8 protein-coding genes are annotated in these 22,074 nt (G+C 43.7%); 5 read left to right on the top strand and 3 right to left on the bottom strand.

The window, feature by feature from the left end:
• Positions 1–742: 742 nt before the first annotated feature.
• The 5 genes from JGK16_RS13465 (at position 743) to JGK16_RS13445 (ending at position 18,519) form a co-directional block, all read left to right on the top strand.
• Complete coding sequence (locus JGK16_RS13465; RefSeq protein WP_293190911.1) at positions 743–6,415, top strand: ATP-binding sensor histidine kinase; 5,673 nt, start codon at positions 743–745, stop codon at positions 6,413–6,415.
• A gap of 453 nt (positions 6,416–6,868) precedes the next feature.
• Positions 6,869–12,349, top strand: coding sequence for a non-ribosomal peptide synthetase (locus tag JGK16_RS13460; protein ID WP_293190909.1), 5,481 nt, complete (start codon positions 6,869–6,871; stop codon positions 12,347–12,349).
• Between the two features lie 259 nt (positions 12,350–12,608).
• The gene (locus JGK16_RS13455) at positions 12,609–16,457 is read left to right on the top strand and encodes a beta-ketoacyl synthase N-terminal-like domain-containing protein (protein ID WP_293190907.1); all 3,849 of its coding nucleotides are present in this window, start codon (positions 12,609–12,611) and stop codon (positions 16,455–16,457) included.
• Between the two features lie 229 nt (positions 16,458–16,686).
• Complete coding sequence (locus JGK16_RS13450) at positions 16,687–17,277, top strand: transposase (RefSeq protein WP_293179913.1); 591 nt, start codon at positions 16,687–16,689, stop codon at positions 17,275–17,277.
• A 198-nt stretch (positions 17,278–17,475) separates the two neighbouring features.
• Positions 17,476–18,519, top strand: a complete 1,044-nt coding sequence (locus JGK16_RS13445) for a methyltransferase (RefSeq protein ID WP_293190905.1) — start codon at positions 17,476–17,478, stop codon at positions 18,517–18,519.
• Positions 18,520–18,652: 133 nt separating this feature from the next.
• Here JGK16_RS13445 and JGK16_RS13440 read toward each other — a convergent pair whose 3' ends face one another.
• From JGK16_RS13440 to JGK16_RS13430, 3 genes are all read right to left on the bottom strand, one after another.
• The gene (locus JGK16_RS13440) at positions 18,653–19,429 is read right to left on the bottom strand and encodes an ABC transporter permease (protein WP_293190902.1); all 777 of its coding nucleotides are present in this window, start codon (positions 19,427–19,429) and stop codon (positions 18,653–18,655) included.
• A gap of 181 nt (positions 19,430–19,610) precedes the next feature.
• Positions 19,611–20,330 (bottom strand): HAD-IA family hydrolase, encoded by a 720-nt coding sequence (locus JGK16_RS13435; RefSeq protein WP_293179922.1) that lies wholly within the window; start codon positions 20,328–20,330, stop codon positions 19,611–19,613.
• Between the two features lie 432 nt (positions 20,331–20,762).
• Positions 20,763–21,956 (bottom strand): NAD(P)/FAD-dependent oxidoreductase, encoded by a 1,194-nt coding sequence (locus JGK16_RS13430; protein ID WP_293179925.1) that lies wholly within the window; start codon positions 21,954–21,956, stop codon positions 20,763–20,765.
• Between the last annotated feature and the right edge of the window lie 118 nt (positions 21,957–22,074).

Here is a 22,074-nt window from a genome sequence, read left to right as displayed (position 1 = left end):
TTTTTACAAAAATTATTCTCTAGAGGCACAACTTTTGGCGAAAAACCTGTTTACTCGATCTAAAATGCGTAATTAGTGTCAATTTTTGATACTAAAAAATTAGTTTTAAGTGTGTTTACTCAACTATTTTTCAGGTGCATCGCTGCTCAAAAAGTCGATTTTTATTGAAGATTTTTTATGTATCGGCACCCTAGGGCTTCAGACTACGTTTATCAACGTTAATCAGCCGTTTCCCTATCCATCAAAAAATTATGGGCGTTGCTGAATTTAGGTATGATTCAGTCGCTTAGGCAATCTCGGAAATGAGCGAGTAGGGGCAATTCATGAATTGCCCCTACTCGCTCATTTCCGAGGCAAATCATACTCCAAATCAGGAACGCCTAATTTTGTTCTCTAATTATACCGCGAATTTAGGAATACCAATTTGCTTACTTGTTCAGACGAAAAGAACATCAGGTTTGAGCGAACCAACTATACAATAAACAATCCTAATTTTTTATTGGTATTTAGAGGGTGGCAAAACTTGCGATCGCTTTTGGTAGTAGCAATAAAATGAAAATCATGTGGAAATTACGGATTCTAATCAGACCCCAAGTACGTTAAGATAATTTGTATCACAAACATAGTCAACCAAAAAACTCCCAAAAAGCTCTCAGATATTGTGTAAAAAAGCACACTTTTAGATTGACTGTGGTATATTATAACATAATTCACTCACTAGATTTAATTTAACTAAATGCTTATGAGTATTAAGATTAACTACCAATTAATAGAAAAAATCAACCAAGGTTTGAATACAGTAGTTTATCGGGCTCAGAGGAAGCAAGATCGACAAGCTGTAATCATCAAAATTTTGAGAGCAGAATATCCTAATCTCGAAGAGATTATGCAATTGAGACATGAATACGAACTCTCTAGAAATCTCAATTTAGAAGGTATTGTCAAGCCCTACGGATTAGAAAATCATCGCAATGGTCTGGCATTGATATTAGAAGATTCAAAAGGAGAAGCACTCAAAAACTTTTTGAGCATTCACAAGCTTAAACTAAAAGATTTTTTATCAATCGCTATTCAGTTAGCAGATACTCTGGGTAAACTGCATGACAACCAAATTATTCATAAAGATATTAAACCAACAAATATCATCATCCATCCTGCCACCCTCCAAGTAAAAATTACTGACTTTAGTATTGCTACGCGATTGTCTAGATCGACCCAAACACTCAGCCATCCCAATTTACTAGAAGGCACAATTGCCTATATGTCACCAGAGCAAACTGGGCGGATGAATCGCTCAATTGACTACCGCACAGACTTCTACTCTTTAGGTATCACATTCTATGAAATGATGTGCGGTGAAGTGCCATTTAAAGCTACAGATCCAATGGAATTAGTTCACTGCCATATCGCTAAACAGCCTGTATCGCCCTGGAAGATTATATGTGCAAAAGAGCAAAATAGGCAAGTAGAAATTAGCAGCAATCACTCCAAATCTCAAATTCAAAATGGCGAGATTCTCAAAGCAATTTCTGACATTGTGATGAAATTAATAGCCAAGACTGCTGAAGATAGATATCAAAGTGGTTATGGCCTCAAGGCCGATCTAGAACAATGTCTAAATCAATTGCAGCAAAGTGGAAAAAATTGTAACTTTATTCCGGGCAAGTGTGATAAATCAGGTCATTTTCTGATCCCCCAAAAACTGTACGGACGAGAAACGCAAGTAGCCAATCTAATGGATGCTTTTGATAGAGTTAGTGCTGGAACAGCCGAGATGATGCTAGTTTCCGGTTACTCAGGAATAGGTAAATCATGCTTAGTTTATGAAATCCACAAACCCATTGTCAGAGCAAGGGGTTATTTTATCGCTGGTAAGTTCGATCAATTTAAACGCAATATTCCCTATGGAGCCTTGATTCAAGCTTTTGAAGAACTAATTCGACAATTGTTAACAGAAAGTTCTGAAAAAATAAATTTTTGGAAACAGGAGATTTTAAATAATTTAGGTCAAAATACTAGAGTCATAATTGACGTTATTCCCGAATTACAATTAATTGTTGGCGAGCAACCCGAAGTTACTCAACTAGGGGCAAGCGAATCACAAAACCGTTTCAATCATGTTTTTCAACAATTCATTCATATTTTTACCCAAAAAGCACATCCCCTAGTATTATTTTTAGATGATTTGCAGTGGGCAGATTCTGCTTCTTTGAAATTGATTCATGTGCTGCTAACTGACCGAGATAGCAAATATTTATTCGTGATTGGAGCATATCGAAATAACGAAGTCAGCCCAGCTCATCCGTTAATGCAGACCTTAGATAGTATTTATTCATCTGGATCGATCGTCAATAATATCATCCTTCAACCGTTGACATTTAATACCGTCAGTCAATTAGTTGCTGATACTTTGGGTGAAAGCTTCTTATCAGCAGCATCTCCTCTGACTTGCTTGTTCGATCAACAAGAACAACTTGAGGAAGAAAGTTTACTTGTAGGAAACGATGGATATGAAACACAAAGATGGCAATTACTAGCTGAGCTAGTTTTCAATAAAACTCAAGGAAATCCCTTTTTCTTAACTCAGCTACTCACTACCCTTTACGCAGAAAAACTGTTGACATTCGACTTCAGCATTGGCAGATGGCAGTGGGACATGGGACAGATTCAAACTGTAGGAATCGCCGATTATAATGTCGTCGAACTCATCGCCAGAAACATTGAAAAACTACCTTCAGATACCCAGAAAGTTTTAAAGTTAGCAGCTTGTATTGGGAATCGATTTGATTTGGATGTTTTGGCAATAGTCAATGAAAAATCTATATCAGAAACGGCATCTGCTTTATGGGAGGGGCTTCAGACTGGTCTAATTTTGCCTTTGGGAGAAAGTGCTTGCAAAATACCGTTACTGTGCCAGAGTAATGAGTCCTTGGTAGTAGCCAATACTCAAGGAACCCAATTAGAAATTAATAATTACAAAGTTTCCTACAGATTTTTGCATGACCGAGTGCAGCAAGCAGCATATTCTCTGATTCCTACTGAGCAGCAAAAAGCTACGCACCTGAAAATTGGTCAACTCTTGTTACAGAATATGAATCCAGACATCCTAGAAGACAATATCTTTGATATTGTTAACCAGCTAAATGTCGGAGTGGAATTCCTTACCGAGCAAGAAGAAAAATATAACCTGGCTCACTTAAATTTAATAGCTGGTCGGAAAGCCAAAGCAGCGTCAGCTTATGAAGCTGCTGTCACACAACTAAGAGTAGGGTTAAAACTCTTAGCAGAAAACAGTTGGCAGACCAACTACAATCTGACACTATCACTCTATGTAGAAGCCGTAGAAGCGGAATATCTTAATACCAATTACGAAAGGTCAGCAACCCTGGCTGAAGTTGTTTTGCAAAAAGCAAACACTCTGCTCGAAAGAGTGAAGGTATACGAGCTCCAAATCCAGTTTTATATGGCTCAAAATCAGATGTTAAAAGCCATTGATACGGGTCTGCAAGTATTGGATATGCTGGGTGTTTCCTTGTCAAATGAAGTGGGCGACGGGGGTTTTGTTTTTGAGTTACCAAAGCTCAGCGACTTAGAAAATATCCCAGAAATGACAGACCCCTACAAAATAGCAGCTTTAAGGATAATGACATCCCTTGTTTCTCCTGCTGTCGCTGCTAATCCCGAAATTTTGCCCCTGCTTATAGTGAGCTTGGTTAAAATCTGCCTGGAACACGGCAACTCCCCTCTTAGTGCTGTTGCGTATGTCTCTTATAGTGTAATACTGTGTTCGGCAATCGGGGATATAGATGCCGGATATCATGCAGGCAACTTGGCTTTAAAGTTGTTGGATAAATTTAATGCGAACTCGCTTATATGTAAAGTACATCAAATATTTTATGGTTTGGTTATACATTGGAAAGCGCATGGTAAAGAAGCGTTGTTACCCTTACTCTCTGGGCTACAAAGTGGACTGGAAACTGGAGATATAGAATATGCTGGTTATTGTATTACTGTTTATTGCGCGAGCATATTTTTGACGGGGGAGCGATTAGACATTGTAGATCATAAGCAAAGACAATATCTTGATTTGGCAATCAAGCTAAAACAAGACTATTCAATCTACTACATCAAAATATTCCACCAAATGACGCTAAATCTTGAAGATAGAAGTGGAGAAAAATGTCAGTTGATTGGCGAAAGTTTTAATGAAACACAAATGCTGCCTGTTTTTATTGAAAGTAACAATCGAACTTTGCTATATGTTTCCTATCTTGCCAAAACAATTCTTTCTTATCTATTTAAAGAACCTAAGAATGCTATTGCCAGCGCCAGTTTAGGCGCAGAACACGCAGGTAACGTCATGGGTATGGTAGTTTCTGCTCCTCATAACTTCTATTATTCCCTTGCTCTACTCGCTGTTTATCCTCAAGTTTCTCAGGCCGAACAACAACAATATATGAGCTTGGTAGAAGCTAATCAACAACAAATGCAGAAATGGGCATTCCATGCCCCCTTTAACTTCCAGCATAAGTACGAACTTGTGGAGGCCGAAAAAGCAAGGATTCAAGGGCAAATTTTAGAATCAATGGACTATTATGACCGAGCTATAACGGGAGCTAAAGAACAAGGATACATTCAGGAAGAAGCACTAGCTTCAGAACTAGCGGCAGAGTTTTATTTATCCCTGGGCAGAGACAAGTTTGCTCAAATTTATCTGACACAGGCTTACTATGGATATATTCGTTGGGGAGCCAATGCCAAAGTTAAAGATTTAGAGTCTAGATATCCTTTGGTATTTTCCGAGATTCTAAAGCGAGAATCCATAGGCCTAGAGATTAATAGGACAACAACATCGGTCGCAGGAGGAAATTCGGCGGTATTGGATTTGTCTACTGTCAACAAAGCATCTCTAGCCTTGGCTGAGGAAATAGTGCTGGATAAGTTGCTGAATAAGTTACTTAAAATTGTGATGGAAAATGCCGGAGCTACAAGTAGCTGCCTGATTCTAGAAAAAGATGGAAAGCTTTTGATAGAAGCTACAGGTGTTGTGGATAGTGATGCGGTTGTATTGTATTCAGACTCACCATTTGAAACAAGTGACAATCTTCCTGTTTCTATGATTAATTATGTTCGCATTGCCAAAGAAAATATCGCATTAAATGATGCAGCAGTTTCAGGAATATTTATCAACGATCCTTACATCATCAAAACCAAGCCGAAGTCAATCTTGTCTATGCCTCTTATTAATCAAGGCAAACTAATTGGAATTATTTATTTAGAAAATAATCTGACAGTAGGTGCCTTTACAACGGAGAGGCTGGAATTGTTGAAGATACTTTCTTCACAGATAGCTATCTCCCTTAAAAATGCGATGCTCTATGGTAAATTGGAAGCCGCAACTCAAAAATTGAAAACAGCCAACGAGCAATTAGACGATTACAACCAAAGGCTGGAACAGAAAGTCGAAGCAAGGACGCTGGAGTTACAAGAAAAAAATAGACTTTTGAGAGAACAAGCAGTTGAGCTTGAACTTGCTTTACAGGAATTGCAAGCGACACAGACTCAACTAATTCAGACTGAAAAAATGTCAAGTCTGGGGCAATTGGTTGGTGGTATAGCTCACGAAATTAATAACCCGATTAACTTTATCTATGGCAATCTTACCCACTCTAGTGACTATGTCGATCACTTGCTGGGGTTGCTGAATCTTTACCAGCAGCAATTGCCTAATGCAACTCCTGAGATTCAAAACTATGCAGAAGATATTGATATCGAATTCATAATTTCAGATTTTCCTAGATTGATTGATTCGATGCAGGTAGGGGCAGAGCGCATTCGCCAGATTATCTTGTCGCTACGGAATTTCTCGCGCTTGGATGAGGCTCAAATGAAACCAGTAGATATCCATGAAGGGATCGATAGCACTCTGCTGCTGTTACAAAATCAGCTACAAGCCAGCACCTCAAAATTAGGTATTGAAATTGTTAAAGAGTATGGAAAATTGCCTAGGGTAGAGTGTTACCCCGGCTTTTTGAACCAAGTATTTATGAATATACTCAACAATGCGATTGATGCGATTGAAGAGTCATTTGCGGTTTGTCCCACAGTAGCTGCACAGAAAAAAGAATTTGTGACGCATAATAAAGGAAAAATTTGCATTCGCACCAGAGTCGTAAACCGTAATAAAGTGGAGATATCTATTGCGGACAATGGAGCGGGGATGACTGAGGAAGTATGTCGAAAAATTTTCGATCCTTTCTTTACTACGAAACCTGTGGGATCGGGTACTGGTTTGGGGTTAGCTATTAGCTATCAAATTGTGGTGGAAAAACATCAGGGGAGCTTAACTTGTATTTCAGCACGAGGTAAGGGAGCGGATTTCGTGATTGAGATTCCTATTCAGCAGAAAATTTAATAAGGAGAAGGTAGCAGGTATAATTTTTCTGAAAATTTGATAGTTAAAAATTATTCTATATTTTCGTCTTTCGATTATTGGCAATACCCTTTTTCAAGGGTTTTGCTACATCAGTCATGGATGCAAGTTTCACATTAAAGAAAGGTACGTTGTTGCGCTTGAGCGCTCTCATGTATCAACTAGAGCGCTCAAGCGCAACAACGTACCTAATTTTCGGACATTAGCGCTAAGTGAACCTTATAGAAATATAATAGGTGAGTTTAGGAATAGCAACTAAAATATAACGATGCCAGTGACTAGGTTTATGGGCTTGTATAAAGGGGTTTAACCCCTTATGTATGACGGCATTTTTGTTAATAATTTAAGCCTTTTGGCTGGATCAGCTTAACTCAGCAATAGTTACGAAAACAAAGAAAAAAAAACTCTGTATACCTCGATATAAGGAAAAATAAAATGTTAGATAATTTCCCGGATAGGTGCATTCACGAACTATTTGAGTTCCAAGTAGAGCGATCGCCTGATGCCATTGCCGTAATTTTTGAAGGGAAGCAGCTAACTTATCAGGACTTAAACTCTCAAGCTAACCAGTTGGCACATTATCTGAAGACTGTGGGTGTTGGGCCAGAGGTATTGGTGGCAGCCTGTGTGGAGCGATCGCTGGAGATGGTTGTAGGTCTATTAGGTATTCTGAAAGCAGGGGGAGCTTATGTACCGCTAGATCCGCATTATCCGGCAAATAGACTGGCATTTATGTTGGAACATTCTCAAACGCCAGTGTTGCTTACACAACAGCATTTAGTCGAGTCTCTTCCCTCGCATCAAGCGCGTGTCATCTGTTTGGATGGGAATTTAGAAACTGTCGATCGCTCCAGAGAGGAAAATCCAGACAGTGGGGTGACATCGGATAATTTAGCTTATGTGATTTACACATCCGGCTCAACTGGTCAACCGAAGGGAGTAGCGATCGAGCATCGGGGTGCTGTCAACACTCTACTCGATATCAACCAACGCTTTGAAGTGGGAGCGGGCGATCGGGTCTTAGCTCTATCTTCCCTGAGCTTTGACCTATCGGTATATGATATTTTCGGCTTGCTGGCAGCAGGAGGAACTGTTGTAATCCCTCAAGTATCAGCAACGCCAGATCCCGCTCACTGGGTCGATTTGATAGTGCAAGCACAAGTCACTATCTGGAACTCTGCACCGGCATTGATGCAGATGCTGGTAGATTATGCCGCTGTTCATAGCAAAGATTTATCTTCGTCTCTGCGATTAGTCCTTCTCAGCGGCGATTGGATACCTTTGACTTTGCCAGATCAAATCAAAAATTTAGTTTCTAGGTGGGTGTCGGAAAGTTTAGATTTAGATATTGAACCTCAGTTGAGTAGGGCGGGCGTCCAGCCCGGCCAGTGCCTTGATTCAAGCTCTCAGCTAGACGAATCTTTAATCCCTGCTGTCATCGGCTTAGGAGGTGCAACGGAGGCTTCTATCTGGTCGATTTTATATCCCATCGAAACAATAGACCCCACCTGGAAAAGTATCCCTTACGGTGGGTCAATGACCAACCAGCATTTTTATGTGCTCGACGAAGCGATGGAACCATGTCAAGAGGGAGTAGTCGGAGAGCTTTATATTGGGGGAATTGGTCTAGCCCGATGCTATTGGCGAGATGAGGAAAAGACTAGCAAACGCTTCATCACTCATCCCCATACAGGCGATCGGCTTTACTGTACTGGCGATTTGGGTAGCTATCTGCCGGATGGCAATATCGAGTTTATAGGCCGCATCGACCACCAAGTGAAAATTCGCGGTTTCCGCATTGAACTAGGCGAGATTGAAGCGGTGCTGGGACAACACCCCGACGTGCAGGTAGCAGTGGTAGCAGCACAAGAAGATGTCCCCGGACAGAAGCGCTCGATCGCCGCTTATGTTGTTTCCAAGGTCACCGCAGAACGAATACCCTTTAAAAGCGAGTGTTTAGCAGAATTTGATGGCGATCGCTCAGTTAAGTTAGAAACAGAAGACATATCGATCAGTGGGATTGGCGCGATCGGAGTGCCAGATAATTGGTCAAAAGGTAAACGCCTGCACTTGCGCCTCGTGCTACCGGGAGATACCGAAGAGCGATGTTTTGAGGGAACTGTCGCTTGGTGTCAAGGAAATCAGGCAGGAATTGAGTTATCTCTCACAGCGAGTGAAAAAGCTGTGATTCAGCAGAGTATCGACTACCTCCTAGAAACTCAAGGATTCTTAAAATTTTTGCAACGCACGACAGCGGGCAAGTTGCGTAACTTCCTGAAAGATAAGTTGCCAGACTATATGGTGCCTTCCAGCTTTGTGTTCCTGAAAACCATGCCGCTCACGCCCAACGGCAAAATAGACCGTCAGAAGCTACTAGCGCCTGCCATTAAAATTCCCGAACTAGGACAAGATTATGTGGCACCTCAAACTCCTGTGGAAGATGTGGTGGCAGGAATCTGGGCCGAAGTTCTGGGACTAGAGCGAGTGGGTATTCGCGACAATTTCTTAGAATTGGGAGGTCACTCTCTGGTAGTCACGCAGATTGCAACTCGAATCCGAGACACTTTCCAGGTAGAGTTACCTTTGCGTACCTTGTTTGAGTCTGCCACAGTCGCCGATCTGGCTCGCAATCTGGAAATCGCCAGTCAAAAATCTCCAACACCCCAGCCTTCCTCGATTCAACCGATTTCGCGGCATCGGGACTTACCTCTATCCTTCAGCCAGCAACAACTGTGGTTTTTATGTCAACTGGCTCCCGATCTACCTTTTTATAACGAACCGATTACCATTCGCCTACCTGGTTCCGTCAACATTGCTGCTCTGGAGCGCAGCATCAACGAAATCATCAAGCGTCACGAAATTTTGCGAACGACCTTTGCTGTCGTGGATGGGCAGCCAGTGATGGTGATTCAAGATGCCTTTAATTTCATCCTGCCAGTGGTGAATATTGGGGAATTGCCAGAGGCAGAACGGGAGTCTGAAGCATTGCGGCTGGGAACTTTGGAAGCGCAGCAGCCTTTTGACCTTACCCAAGGGCCACTGCTGCGGGGTACTCTCATGCGGTTGGGCGAGGCTGATTACAGGTTGTTCCTGACCATACACCACATCGCGATCGATGGTGTTTCTTTGTACAGCTTGTTTATGAAGGAACTGGCGACACTCTACAGCGCCTTTTCTTTGGGCGGGCGATCGCCCCTGCCAGAACTGCCGGTTCAGTTTGCGGACTTTGCCTATTGGCAACGGCAATGGCTACAGCCAGAGGTGCTGGAAAACCAACTGAGATACTGGAAACAGCAACTAGCGAATCTGTCAACGCTGCAACTGCCCACAGATCGATCGCGATCGCCAATCCAAACTTTTCGGGGTGCAAGGCAATGTCTAGCGCTACCTCAAACTTTGAGCGAGGCGATCGCGAAATTGAGTCAGAAAGAAGGCGTTACCCTCTACATGACACTGCTGGCAGCGTTCAAAACCTTGCTCTATCGCTACACGGGGCAGACCGATATTGTTGTAGGCACTGTCACCGCAGGACGCAACCAGCCCGAGATTCAGCAGCTAATTGGGTGCTTCGTCAACACTTTGGTACTGCGTACCGATTTCAAGGACAACCCTACTTTCCGGCAGTTGCTCGAAAGGATGCGGGAAGTGACTTTGGAAGCATTTGCTTGCCAAGATGTGCCTTTTGAGAAGTTGGTAGAAGCACTGCAACCGGAGCGAAATTTGGGTCAAAACCCGCTGTTCCAAGTTGCTTTTGTTCTCCAACCCCCAATGTCAGGCGTTAATTCGATTCTGAATTGGAGCCAGTTAGATATTGATACTGAAACGGCAAAGTTTGATTTAACCCTGGAATTACAGGAGACATCCGAGGGCATAGTCGGTCGTTTTGAGTACAGCATAGATTTGTTTAATGCTGACACGATCGATCGGATGGTTGGACATTTCCAAACCCTGCTGGAAGGAATCGTCTCTAATCCAGAGCAAAAAATCTCAGAATTACCCCTTTTAACTGAGTGGGAACGGCAGCAGTTAGTAGCGTGGAATAATACCGCAACCGATTACCCTCAAAATGCGTGCATACACCAGTTGTTTGAAGAGCAGGTAGAGCGATCGCCAGATGCTATTGCCCTAGTATTTGAAGACCAACAACTTACCTATAAAGAGCTGAACCAACGAGCAAACCAGTTAGCGCATTATCTGGGCAAATTAGGTGTCACCGCTGAAGTAATGGTGGGAATTTGTGTAGAGCGTTCCTTGGAGATGGTAGTGGGACTGCTGGGTATTCTCAAAGCTGGCGGGGCTTATGTACCACTAGATCCAGCTTATCCGCCAGAGCGTTTGGCCTTGATGTTAGAAGATGCCCAAGTACCAGTGCTGCTGACTCAGAGGCGGTTAGTTGAATCTCTTCCCAAACACCAAGCGCGAGTTGTCTGTCTGGACACAGATTGGGAAATTATTGAGCGACAGAGTGAGGAAAATCCTGAATGCAGCTTAACCTCTGAGAACCTGGCTTATGTGATTTACACTTCCGGGTCTACAGGGAAGCCAAAAGGCGTACTTGTCGGGCATCGAGGACTATGCAACCTGGCTATAGCACAGATTCAGATATTCGACGTACAACCGAACAGCAGAGTTCTCCAATTTGCTTCCTTGAGCTTTGATGTTGCAACTTCCGATTGGGTTATTGCCTTGTGTTCGGGAGCAACTCTCTGTATCGCAATCAATAATGCTCTTTTGGCAGGTTCTGATTTGATTGAGGTATTGCGCGATCGAGCTATTACCCACATTGAATTACCAGTAGCAGTCTTGGGAGTTGTTCCTTTTGAAGAGCTTTCTACATTGCAAACAATTATTGTTGGGGGAGAAACTGTTTCCGTCGATGTTGTGGCTAAGTGGGCACCGGGTCGTCGATTCTTTAACGCTTATGGGCCGACCGAATCCACCGTTTGTGCAACGATCGCCGAATGTACCGATAGTCAAGAGCCGCCGTCCATCGGTCGCCCGATCGCCAATACGCAAGTTTATCTGTTGGATGCCCATTTGCAGCTTATGCCGATCGGCATTCCCGGAGAAATCTATATTGGCGGTGCTGGTTTAGCGCGGGGCTACCTCAACCGACCTGAACTAACTGCGGAACGCTTTATTCCCAACCCCTTTAGCAACGAACCGGGTTCTCGCCTCTATAAAACAGGCGACTTAGCTCGCTACTTACCCGATGGCAATATCGAATTTCTAGGCCGCATCGATCACCAAGTAAAAATTCGGGGCTTCCGCATCGAATTAGGAGAAATTGAGGCGGTATTAAGCCAACACCCAGATGTGCAGGAGTCTCTAGTTATCAGCCGCTCCGATGTCTCCGGCAACCAGCGCTTAGTCGCTTATATTATTTCCAACCTCGGACTAGAACACACAGATTTCGGCAGTTGGCGAAACTTTTTGAAGCAAAAACTGCCCGACTATATGGTGCCTTCCAGCTTTGTATTTTTGCCTAATTTCCCACTTACACCCAATGGCAAAGTAGACCGTAAGGCACTGCCTGAACCTGAGGCTATTAACCCAGAGTTGTCAGCAACTTATGTGGCTCCTCAAACTGAGATAGAACAAAATATCGCTACTGTTTGGCAACAGCTATTACACTTGGAAAAAGTAGGTGTAGATGATAATTTCTTCGATTTAGGGGGTCATTCATTATTGATGGCTCAGGCTCACAGCCAACTGCGCGAAGTGGTGGACAGAGATGTGTCAATCGTTGAAATGTTTAAATATCCAACCATCAGATCTTTGGCTAAATATTTAAGTGAGGAGCCTGAAGAACAATCCTCTGTTGGGTCAAGTCAAGAGCGGATTAAAAAACAAAAAGACGCCATGAACCGCCAAAAGCAAAAACAAGCCCTAAAGGGAAAAAATAAAAATCGATAGCTCTAAATTTTCCAAATGAGGTACGTAGTTGCGCTCTTAGGTACGTTGTTGCGCTTCAGCGCTCCGGAAGGAGGCTCAAGCCCAACAACATACCATCCCGAAAGAGGGCTAAAGCCCAACAACATACCATCCTCAAAGAGGGCTAAAGCCCAACAACATACCTAAGAGGGCTAAAGCCCAACAACGTACCTAAGAGGGCTAAAGCCCAACAACGTACCGATTCAATTGTCCAAAGTATTGTTACCAGGAAAGAATCAAAATGGATAACTCTGAAAAAACCACCCAATCTTCTCTAGAAGGTATCGCGATCGTCGGCATGGCGGGTCGCTTTCCTGGCGCGAAAAATGTTGATGAGTTTTGGCAAAACCTGCGTGATGGTGTTGAATCTATTTCTTTCTTCTCCGAACAAGAACTAGAATCTTTCGGGATTGACGAGTCAGTCGTGCGCGATCCTCGCTATGTAAAAGCCAGAGCGGTACTAGCAGATATTGAGTTGTTTGATGCTTCATTCTTTGGGTTGAATCCTAGAGAAGCTGAAATCACAGATCCACAACACCGCTTTTTCTTGGAATCGGCTTGGCAGGCTCTAGAAAATGCGGGCTACAACTCGGAAACTTACGAAGGTGCGATTGGGGTTTACGCAGGTGCAGGGAGTTTCAATACTTATTTTTTGAATAACCTTTATCCGAATCGTCAGCTTAGAGAATCTGTGGGAGATTTCCAACTTACGATCGCCAATGAGAAAGATTTTTTGTCAACTCGCGTTTCTTATAAATTAAACTTGAAGGGGCCGAGTGTTACTGTCCAAACAGCCTGTTCAACTTCATTAGTTGCGATCGGCATGGCTTGCCAAAGTTTGCTAAATTACCAATGCGATATGGCTTTGGCTGGTGGCGTTTCTATAGGCGTCAATCAAAAGACAGGCTATTTTTATAAAGAGGGCATGATTCTTTCTCCAGACGGGCACTGTAGGGCTTTTGATGCTAATGCACAGGGAACTGTTAGCGGTAGCGGTGTGGGAATTGTGGTTTTGAAAAGATTAGAGGAGGCGATCGCAGATGGAGATTATATTCATGCGGTAATCAAAGGTTGCGCTATTAATAACGATGGTGCTCTGAAAGTTGGCTACACAGCTCCTAGTATAGACGGTCAGGCGCAGGCGATCGCAGATGCCTTAGCAATAGCCGAGATTCCCCCTGAAACCGTCAGCTATATAGAAGCTCACGGAACTGGAACACCCCTCGGCGATCCGATCGAAATCGCTGCGCTGACGCAAGCTTTCTCTGTGGATACTAAGAAAAAAGGCTTTTGTGCGATCGGTTCGGCCAAAACCAATATCGGACATTTAGATACTGCGGCTGGTGTTGCTGGCTTAATCAAAACTGTCCAGGCTCTCAAACACCAGCTAATACCCCCTAGCTTGCATTTTGAACAGCCAAATCCTAAGATTGATTTTGCCAACAGTCCTTTTTATGTCAATACCCAACTTTCCGAATGGAAAGCAGGTAAATCACCCCGTCGTGCTGGAGTTAGTTCTTTTGGCATTGGTGGAACTAATGCTCATGTAGTTCTTGAAGAAGCGCCTATTGCAGAAGCATCAGGAGAATCTCGCCCATCGCAACTATTAGTTTTGTCGGCAAAAAGTAGCTCTGCACTTAATAGTGCTACTGCCAACTTAAGCAAGTATTTGCAACAAAATACCGAGGTAAATTTGGCTGATGTGGCTTACACGCTGCAAGTCGGTCGAAAGGCTTTTAATCATCGACGCATAGTGGTTTGCAATGACAGTCAAGATGGTTTTACAGCCCTTGAGAATCTCGATCCAAAACGAGTTTTTACCAACTTCCCAGAGTCCAAAAATCCACCTGTCGTATTTATGTTTTCAGGACAGGGTTCGCAGTACATCAATATGAGCTTGGAGGTTTACCAAGTTGAACCAACATTTCGCGAACAGATCGATCTATGTTCGGAAATTCTGAAACCTTACTTGGGCATTGACTTGCGCCACGTACTTTATCCAAGCGCAGCAGAAGCAGAAGCAGCTACCAACCAACTAACACAGACTGCGATCGCACAACCTGCACTATTTGCGATCGAATATGCTTTAGCTAAATTGTGGATGTCTTGGGGAGTGCATCCTCAAGCAATGATTGGTCATAGCATTGGCGAATATGTAGCAGCTTGTTTGGCTGGCGTGTTCTCCTTGGAAGAGGGCTTATCCTTGGTAGCTGCACGAGGTAAATTGATGCAACAACTGCCTGCTGGTTCCATGCTTGCAGTGCCACTTACAGAACAGCAAGTCAAACCCTTACTCGGCAATAAGCTGGATCTAGCTGCGATCAATGGAGCATCTCTAAGCGTGATTTCAGGTGCCATCGATGCCGTAGATGAATTGGAACAAAAACTAAAAGAAAAAGGTATAGAGGGTCGCAGGTTGCACACCTCCCATGCCTTTCATTCACAAATGATGGAGCCAATTTTAGAGCCATTTACCGAACAGGTGAAAAAAGTCAAGCTCAAATCACCAAAAATTCCCTACATATCCAATGTTACTGGGAATTGGATTACAGCGGGGGAGGCGACAAGCCCCGGTTATTATGGTCAACACCTGCGTCAAACAGTAAGGTTTGCAGAGGGTTTACAACAGCTATTAAACCAGCCCAATCAAATATTGCTAGAAGTGGGTCCCGGACGGACATTGAACACGCTAGCAAAACAACATCACAATAAGCCTTCTGAACAGATTATACTTTCTTCATTGCGCCATCCGCAAGACCAAAAATCAGATGTAGCTTTCTTACTTACTACATTGGGTCAGCTTTGGCTAGGAGGAGTACAAATAGATTGGTCTCAATTTTATGCTGATGAGCAGCGTTATCGTCTCCCATTGCCAACCTATCCCTTTGAGCGCCAACGTTACTGGATTGAACCACCAGGAATCGAGCAACCGATTAAAATTGGATCTTTGTCCGATGACAATTCCCCAAATGTAGATTCAGCACAACTCCATTCTCGGCCGAATCTACAAAATACTTATAGTGTTCCTAGAGATGAAATTGAGCAAACTATTGCTACGATATGGCAAGAATTTCTAGGGATTGAACAAGTGGGAATTGATGATGATTTTTTTGATTTAGGGGGGGATTCATTATTAGCAGTTCAACTAATAACTAAGTTAAACGAAAAACTGCAAAAAAACTTGTCTCCCCACAGCCTGTTACAATCATCAACTATTGCAGCTTTGGCTGAATTAATTAAAGATGATTCCGGGTTGTCTGCGAGTGATAATCAGCAATCCCAGTCAGCTTCGGAGTCCTTATTAGTGGAGATTCGGCGGGGGAGTTTGAAACAACCTTTGTTTTTAGTGCATCCGGTAGGCGGACACGTTTACATTTATCGGGATTTGGCACGTTATCTCGGTTCAGAGCGGCCTATTGTGGGAATACAAGCACCTGCTTCGGTTGATGAAACAGATGCCTGTACTACAGTTGAGGAAATGGGAACTCGCTATATCGAAGCTTTGCAGATTCGCCAACCTGAAGGGCCCTATTTCCTAGGAGGTTCTTCCTTTGGTGGCACAGTTGCTTTTGAGATGGCGCAACAACTGAATGCGATCGGTCAAAAAGTAGAATTGCTAACTCTGATAGATACTCCTGGCCCCGGTCAAATGCCTGTTTTAGCGACAGAAGATGATACAGCAATTCTGGTTTATATACTAGGTGTTGGTTTCGATCTGTCTCTTTCTTTGGATGTCCTCCAACAGCTTGAGCAAGATGAGCAACTTCTCTACTTTTTAGAGCAAGTAAAGATTGCTAATAGGGTAGTTCCTCCCGATTTTGGATTGCCTGAGATTCGTCACTTTCTTCATCTGTTTAAAGTACACGGTCAAGCTATGCGAAATTACATCCCTCAAGCTTATCCGGGTCGAATTATCTTTTTTCGTGCTAGCGAACAAAATGAAGTTAATCCTAAAAATCCTGAATTGCCATGGATTGAGGTGGCTGGGGGAGGGATAGAGGTTCGAGAGGTGCCGGGAAATCATATTACTATGAATTACCCTCCTCATGTTCAGGTTATGGCCCAACAACTTAGAGAATATATTGATTAGGTACTGATTAGGTACGTTTTAGGTACGTTGTTGGGCTTTAGCCCTCTTTCAGAGCTCTGAAGCACAACTACGAGCCTTTCGGAGCGCTGAAGCGCAACTACGTACCTTTCGGAGCGCTGAAGCGCAACTACGTACCTTTTGGAGCGCTGAAGCGCAACTACGTACCTTTCGGAGCGCTGAAGCGCAACTACGTACCTTTTAGAGCGCTGAAGCGCAACTACTTACCTTTATGTATGAATATCGGAAATTAACTTTAGAAGAACGGGTGCAACTTGTTAATGAAAGGTTGGCTAAGGGATATCCTGCTCATTCTCCACCTCATCCAGTGCGAGATTTTGAATTTTATCATCTTACAGTTAGTTGTTTTGAGCATAAATCTCGGATTAATACTCAGGAACGCCGTCACCAACTTTTAGATTCAATTTTTGAGAAGTTTATTTCCGATGGTATCGAAATTAATGCTTGGGTAGTTTTACCGAATCATTATCATCTCTTAGTCCATCATGTTAATATGCCACAATTAAGTGTGCTATTTCGTTCGATTCACGGCCCCTTGGCTCGACAATGGAATCTTGAGGATCGTGTTACAGGTAAAGTGTGGTGTTCATTTAGCGATCGCGCTATTCGTTCCGAAAGGCATTATTATACCACTATTAATTACATCAATTACAATCCTGTCAAACATGGCTGGGCAAAATCTCCTTATGATTGGTCAGCAAGTAGCGTACATTGGTATTTAGAGTATCAAGGAAGAGAGTGGCTAAGAAGTGCATGGACAGAATATCCGGTAAGAGATTATGGAAAAGGATGGGATGATTAAGGTAGGTAGTTAAAGGTACGTAGTTGCGCTTCAGCGCTCTTAGGGCTCGCATCCCAACAACATACCAACCAGGTACGTAGTTGCGCTTCAGCGCTCTTAGGGCTCGCATCCCAACAACATACCAAAGTGCTCTTGGGGCTGAAGCCCAACAACATACCAACAACTTATAATTGAAGATTGTAATTCACAGGATAACTCATGGTTTTATATACAGATAATGCCCAACCTGAAGGCGAAAAATCATCGTCAGTGCTACTAGAAATGATGTATGGATTTAAAATATCCCAGGCTATTTTTGTAGCGGCTAAACTGGAAATTGCAGATATTCTGAGTGATGGTTCTAAGACTGCTGATGAACTTGCGGAAGCTGCTGGGGTAAATTCTCAGGGTATTTATCACCTGATGCGTATGCTAGTAAGTGTTGGTGTGTTTTCTATGGAAGATAATGATAAGTTTTGCTTGAATGCTCTGGGCAAGCATCTCTTGACTGGTACTTCTGATTCTTTGCGAGGTACGGTTCTGGCAATGGGTGATGAACTATATCAGGGATGGGGTAATTTATTGTACAGTATAAAGACAGGAGAAACGGCTTTTGAACATAGTTTTAAGATGAGTTTTTATAGCTATTTGACGCAGAATTCTGAGGCGGCTATAAATTTCAATGAGTGGATGAAGGAGACAACAAGGGAGTGGCTGCTTCCGGTGCTTGAAGCTTATGATTTTTCAGGATTTAAGACGCTTGTGGATGTTGGAGGGGGTATTGGAACTCTCACGGCTGTTATTCTAAATGCTAATCCCCAAATGCAAGCTATTTTGTTCGATCGCGAAGATGTTATTGTGGATGCACCTCAGGTTTTGCACGCGGCTGGAGTTGCAGATAGGTGTCAAGTAGTTGGAGGCAGCTTTTTTGAAGCGGTGCCGCGTGGTGGGGATCTTTACTTACTCTCTCGTGTCCTCCTCAATTGGGATGATGAGCGTGCTATTACAATTCTTAAAAATTGCTATCAAGCTATGACAGCTAACGATCGCCTGCTGATTGTTGATTTTATGTTGCCTTCAGGCAAAATGTCGCCTTTTATTGGTATGGGTAGCCTAACTTTGTTTGTGATAGGCGGTACTTTTATGCGGAGGGAAGATGAATTTTATCATTTGCTTTCCTCTGCTGGCTTTAAAGTGACTGATACGATCGCCACAAAAGGGCCTGCAAGTGCGATCGAGGCGGTAATAACCAATCCTAGTTAGCCACTCCTGTTATGATTGAGCGGTTGAGACCGCTTGCGGACAAATGAAATGGGTGCATCTCACTTTGTACAAAGCAAAACTGAGATACTCTCAGCGAAGTCAGCCGACGCGGACTAATGAGTGCGGACTTCCTTCAGTCTTGTTGGGTAGAAAACTGGCGGGCGCCGATCGCAGAAAAGGCGATCGCAGCCACCAACAAAACAGGTATGCTGTACCAAGGAAACTTGGCGATATCGTAAGCAGCAGCCCTCAATCCAATACTGGCATAAGTCAGCGGTAACAGATAAACTATCCCTTTCAGGGCTACTGGTAGCGACGCGGGGTCGAAAAATGTCGCGCCCAAAAATGACATCGGAGTTATCAGAAAATTGTTGTACAATCCGACTGATTCGAGAGATTTTACGTTTAAACCCACTATCACTCCCAGGCCCGCAAATACAGCGGAGTTGAGAATTATCACTAACAAAAATAGCGGATGCAAAAATACTAGCTTTTGAGTAAACACAACTGCTACTAAAATCACGGAAACCGAAGTTAGCAGTCCCCGCAGTATTCCGGCTAGCATTTTGCCTGCGTGCAAAGCTAGGGGGTGTACCGGCAGCAGTAGCAATTCCTCAAATGTTTTACTAAAAAGGCGTTCGCCACAAATAGAAAATACTGCGCCTGTAAAACTTACTGTCATCGATGAAAGTGCAACCATTCCCGGCAGCATGAATTCTAGATAATTGCCACCAATTGCCGGTTTAGGCATGGAACTGCCCAACCCGAAACCAAAAGCTAGAATGTAAATTAATGGGGATGTTAAACCAGCAGCGGCAATTGGCAGGATTCGGACTCGCAAATCTAGCCATTCTCCCCAAAACACGGTCATTGTGTCTGTTAGTATAGTTTGAATTGAGTTTTGTTTCATGGCGAGGTGATTTGCATAATAGATATCAAGTTCTGTTAATTAACGGGACTAATGACCGTAGTAAAATTGGTTTGTAGTGAGGACTTTAGTCCGCATCAAAAAGGACTAAAGTCCTCACTACAAACCTTTTGGATGGCGGGTAATTGACCGGACATGATTTTACATCTTGCTCATTATCCGGTTAAAAGGTTAAATAATCAAGGCTGCTGCACTGTTCTAATTTAGTTTCAGTTAAAGGCAATGTGCCGGATTCTACTTTTTCCTGTTCTCGGTTCAACCAAATTGCTTTTAAGCCTGCGGATTTGGCGCCGCAATAATCGGCTTTGAAGCTGTCGCCGATATGCCAGACATTCTCGGCTGTGCAGTTGTGCTTTTGCAAAGCTGCGGTGAAAATTTCCGGCTGGGGTTTTGCTGCACCTACTTCGGTGGAAATTGTCACTGATGTGAAATATTCTGCTAAATTGAGTGCTTTTAATACTGGATAAAGTCGCGAGTCGAAATTCGAGACTACTGCTAATTCGATTCCTTGTTGCTGCCATTTATTTAATGCTGGGAATACGTCGGGATAGACGAACCAAGGTTCGGGGGTGGCAAAATGAGCGTAGAGTTCGGCAAAAAATTTGGGAAAGTCTGAAAATTGATTGAAAACGCCTGCTATTTGAAAAGCTTTTGCCGAAACTGCTAGCCACCACTCAAATTCTAGTTGGGGAATTTTTGCTGCTTCGATTCCTGGAAATGTCATCGGATTTGCTGAGGCGAAGCTTTGGTAAAATGCTGTATTTAAGTCTTTACTATTAACTGTTACTCCGAAGTTTTTGGCTAGTTTTGCGTAGACTTCGCCGACGCTACCGCGAACGTAAAATAGTGTGCCTGCTGCATCTAAAAAGATAGTTTTTGTCATTGGTTAGAATGAATTTGAAAACGAGTAATATAATACCGGGCGAAGGTCATTCGCGTCTACACAAACACTCACGTGCCTCCGCAGGTTGAAGAACCAGAATCAGAATAATACCGTGCGAAGGTCATTCGCGTCTACACAAACACTCACCTGCCTCCGCAGGTTGAAGAATCAGAATAATACCGGGCGAAGGTCATTCGCGTCTACACAAACACTCACGTGCCTCCGCAGGTTCAAGAATCAGAATAATACCGGGCGAAGGTCATTAAGTTATTTTTTTCAGTCCGCGGAGGCGGACATCGTTTGTGTAGACGCGAATTCTATTCGTACGTCTTATCTCAAAAAGATGAGGTATAACTGACAGCTTACATAACCGTTTAAACCAAGAGGGCCCAAGCCCAACAACGTCCGCGAATCTTTCTGATAACCGCTATATTACTTTTTCAGCAACTCCTGAATCGGCTTGCTAATCCAGTTGAAACCAACTTTTAGTTGGTGGTCAAATGTTGGCATTCGATAGAGATAGGCTAGGCGGCGTGCAATGTGTGCTAGTTGTCCGTCGAGTTTGATTCCTAAACCTGTCAGGGTGGCTTCGTCTATTCCTAATGTCATCATTTCTCCTAGCGGCTGGTACCGGAAAGGTAGTAATGGTCGATCGCTCAGGGATGCCCATATGTTCCATGCCGTGTAGTCAGCTTGCTGGAATGCTGTTTGGGCTGTTCCGGGGACTTTTTGACCTGTTGCGTCGTGACATTCGGCTAAGTCTCCCAAGGCAAATATGTCTGGATGGTCGATGATTTGCATCTGGGAGTTAACTATTAATTGACCGCGGTGGTTTTGTTTCAGGGGGAGCGATCGCACTGCTTGACTAACTTGGGTTCCTACTGTCCACAATACTATGTCTACGGGAAGAACATCTAATTGTCCTTTGTAGAGTAAGGATATGGTGTCGGATTCGATCGCCTCTACTGCTGTTTCTAAGTCGATCCAGACTTTGCGTTTTTCTAATGCTTTGTTGGCGGCTTCGCGGTTGAACTCGGGTGATGTCCGCAAAATCGTGTCGCCTTGCTCGATTAATCGGACGCGACCTTTGTCTCCGAGTCGATCGGCTAATTTACAAGCTAATTCTACTCCCGAATAACCGGCGCCGACGATCGCAATCCGAATTTTGTCGGGGTTGCTAGCTTCGAGAAACCGCAGTCTTTCTTCCAAGCGGTAGGCGTCGTCGAGGCTGCGGAAGGAATAAGCGTATTCAACGGCTCCTTTGACCATATCTAGGGGTGTTTCGCCACCTAAAGCTAATACTAGGCGATCGCACGGAATTTCTGGCCCGTCGTGTAACTGCACTTGCTTGGACTCCACGTCGATGCCGGAGACAGTGCCTTGACAAAAGCGCACGCCTGTGTTTTGCAAGAGTTCCGCAAAGGGCGGCGCGATTTCCCAGGTTTGGAGTTCGCCGGTGAGGAGCTCGTACAGTAGGGGAACGAACAGGAAGCGATCGCGACGGTCAACTAGGACTATTTCGGGTTTTTCGGTTTTGGAGAAGGGTAACTGACTCAAGCGCAGGGCTGTGTGGAGTCCGCCGAAGCCTCCGCCGAGAATGCAAATCCGGGGTTGTTGTTGAGCCATGGTTTTTGTTTGAGGGCGATCGGTAGCAAGGCAACTTATCTTATTGTAACGAGAGTGGAGGATTGGGGGAGCGGGAGATGGGGAGAGGGGGAGAGGGGGAGAGGGGGAGAGGGGGAGA

Origin of the sequence: Microcoleus sp. PH2017_09_SFU_O_A, from assembly GCF_020738625.1 — a bacterium.
GTDB lineage: Bacteria > Cyanobacteriota > Cyanobacteriia > Cyanobacteriales > Microcoleaceae > Microcoleus.
This window is presented reverse-complemented; position numbering and strand designations above follow the sequence as displayed.

Excerpts from the sequence above, each read along its gene's own strand:
- JGK16_RS13465 (WP_293190911.1), top strand. The coding sequence starts at position 743 with ATGAGTATTAAGATTAACTACCAATTAATAGAAAAAATCAACCAAGGT.
- JGK16_RS13460 (WP_293190909.1), top strand. The coding sequence starts at position 6,869 with ATGTTAGATAATTTCCCGGATAGGTGCATTCACGAACTATTTGAGTTC.
- JGK16_RS13455 (WP_293190907.1), top strand. The coding sequence starts at position 12,609 with ATGGATAACTCTGAAAAAACCACCCAATCTTCTCTAGAAGGTATCGCG.
- JGK16_RS13450 (WP_293179913.1), top strand. The coding sequence starts at position 16,687 with ATGTATGAATATCGGAAATTAACTTTAGAAGAACGGGTGCAACTTGTT.
- JGK16_RS13445 (WP_293190905.1), top strand. The coding sequence starts at position 17,476 with ATGGTTTTATATACAGATAATGCCCAACCTGAAGGCGAAAAATCATCG.
- JGK16_RS13440 (WP_293190902.1), bottom strand. The coding sequence starts at position 19,429 with ATGAAACAAAACTCAATTCAAACTATACTAACAGACACAATGACCGTG.
- JGK16_RS13435 (WP_293179922.1), bottom strand. The coding sequence starts at position 20,330 with ATGACAAAAACTATCTTTTTAGATGCAGCAGGCACACTATTTTACGTT.
- JGK16_RS13430 (WP_293179925.1), bottom strand. The coding sequence starts at position 21,956 with ATGGCTCAACAACAACCCCGGATTTGCATTCTCGGCGGAGGCTTCGGC.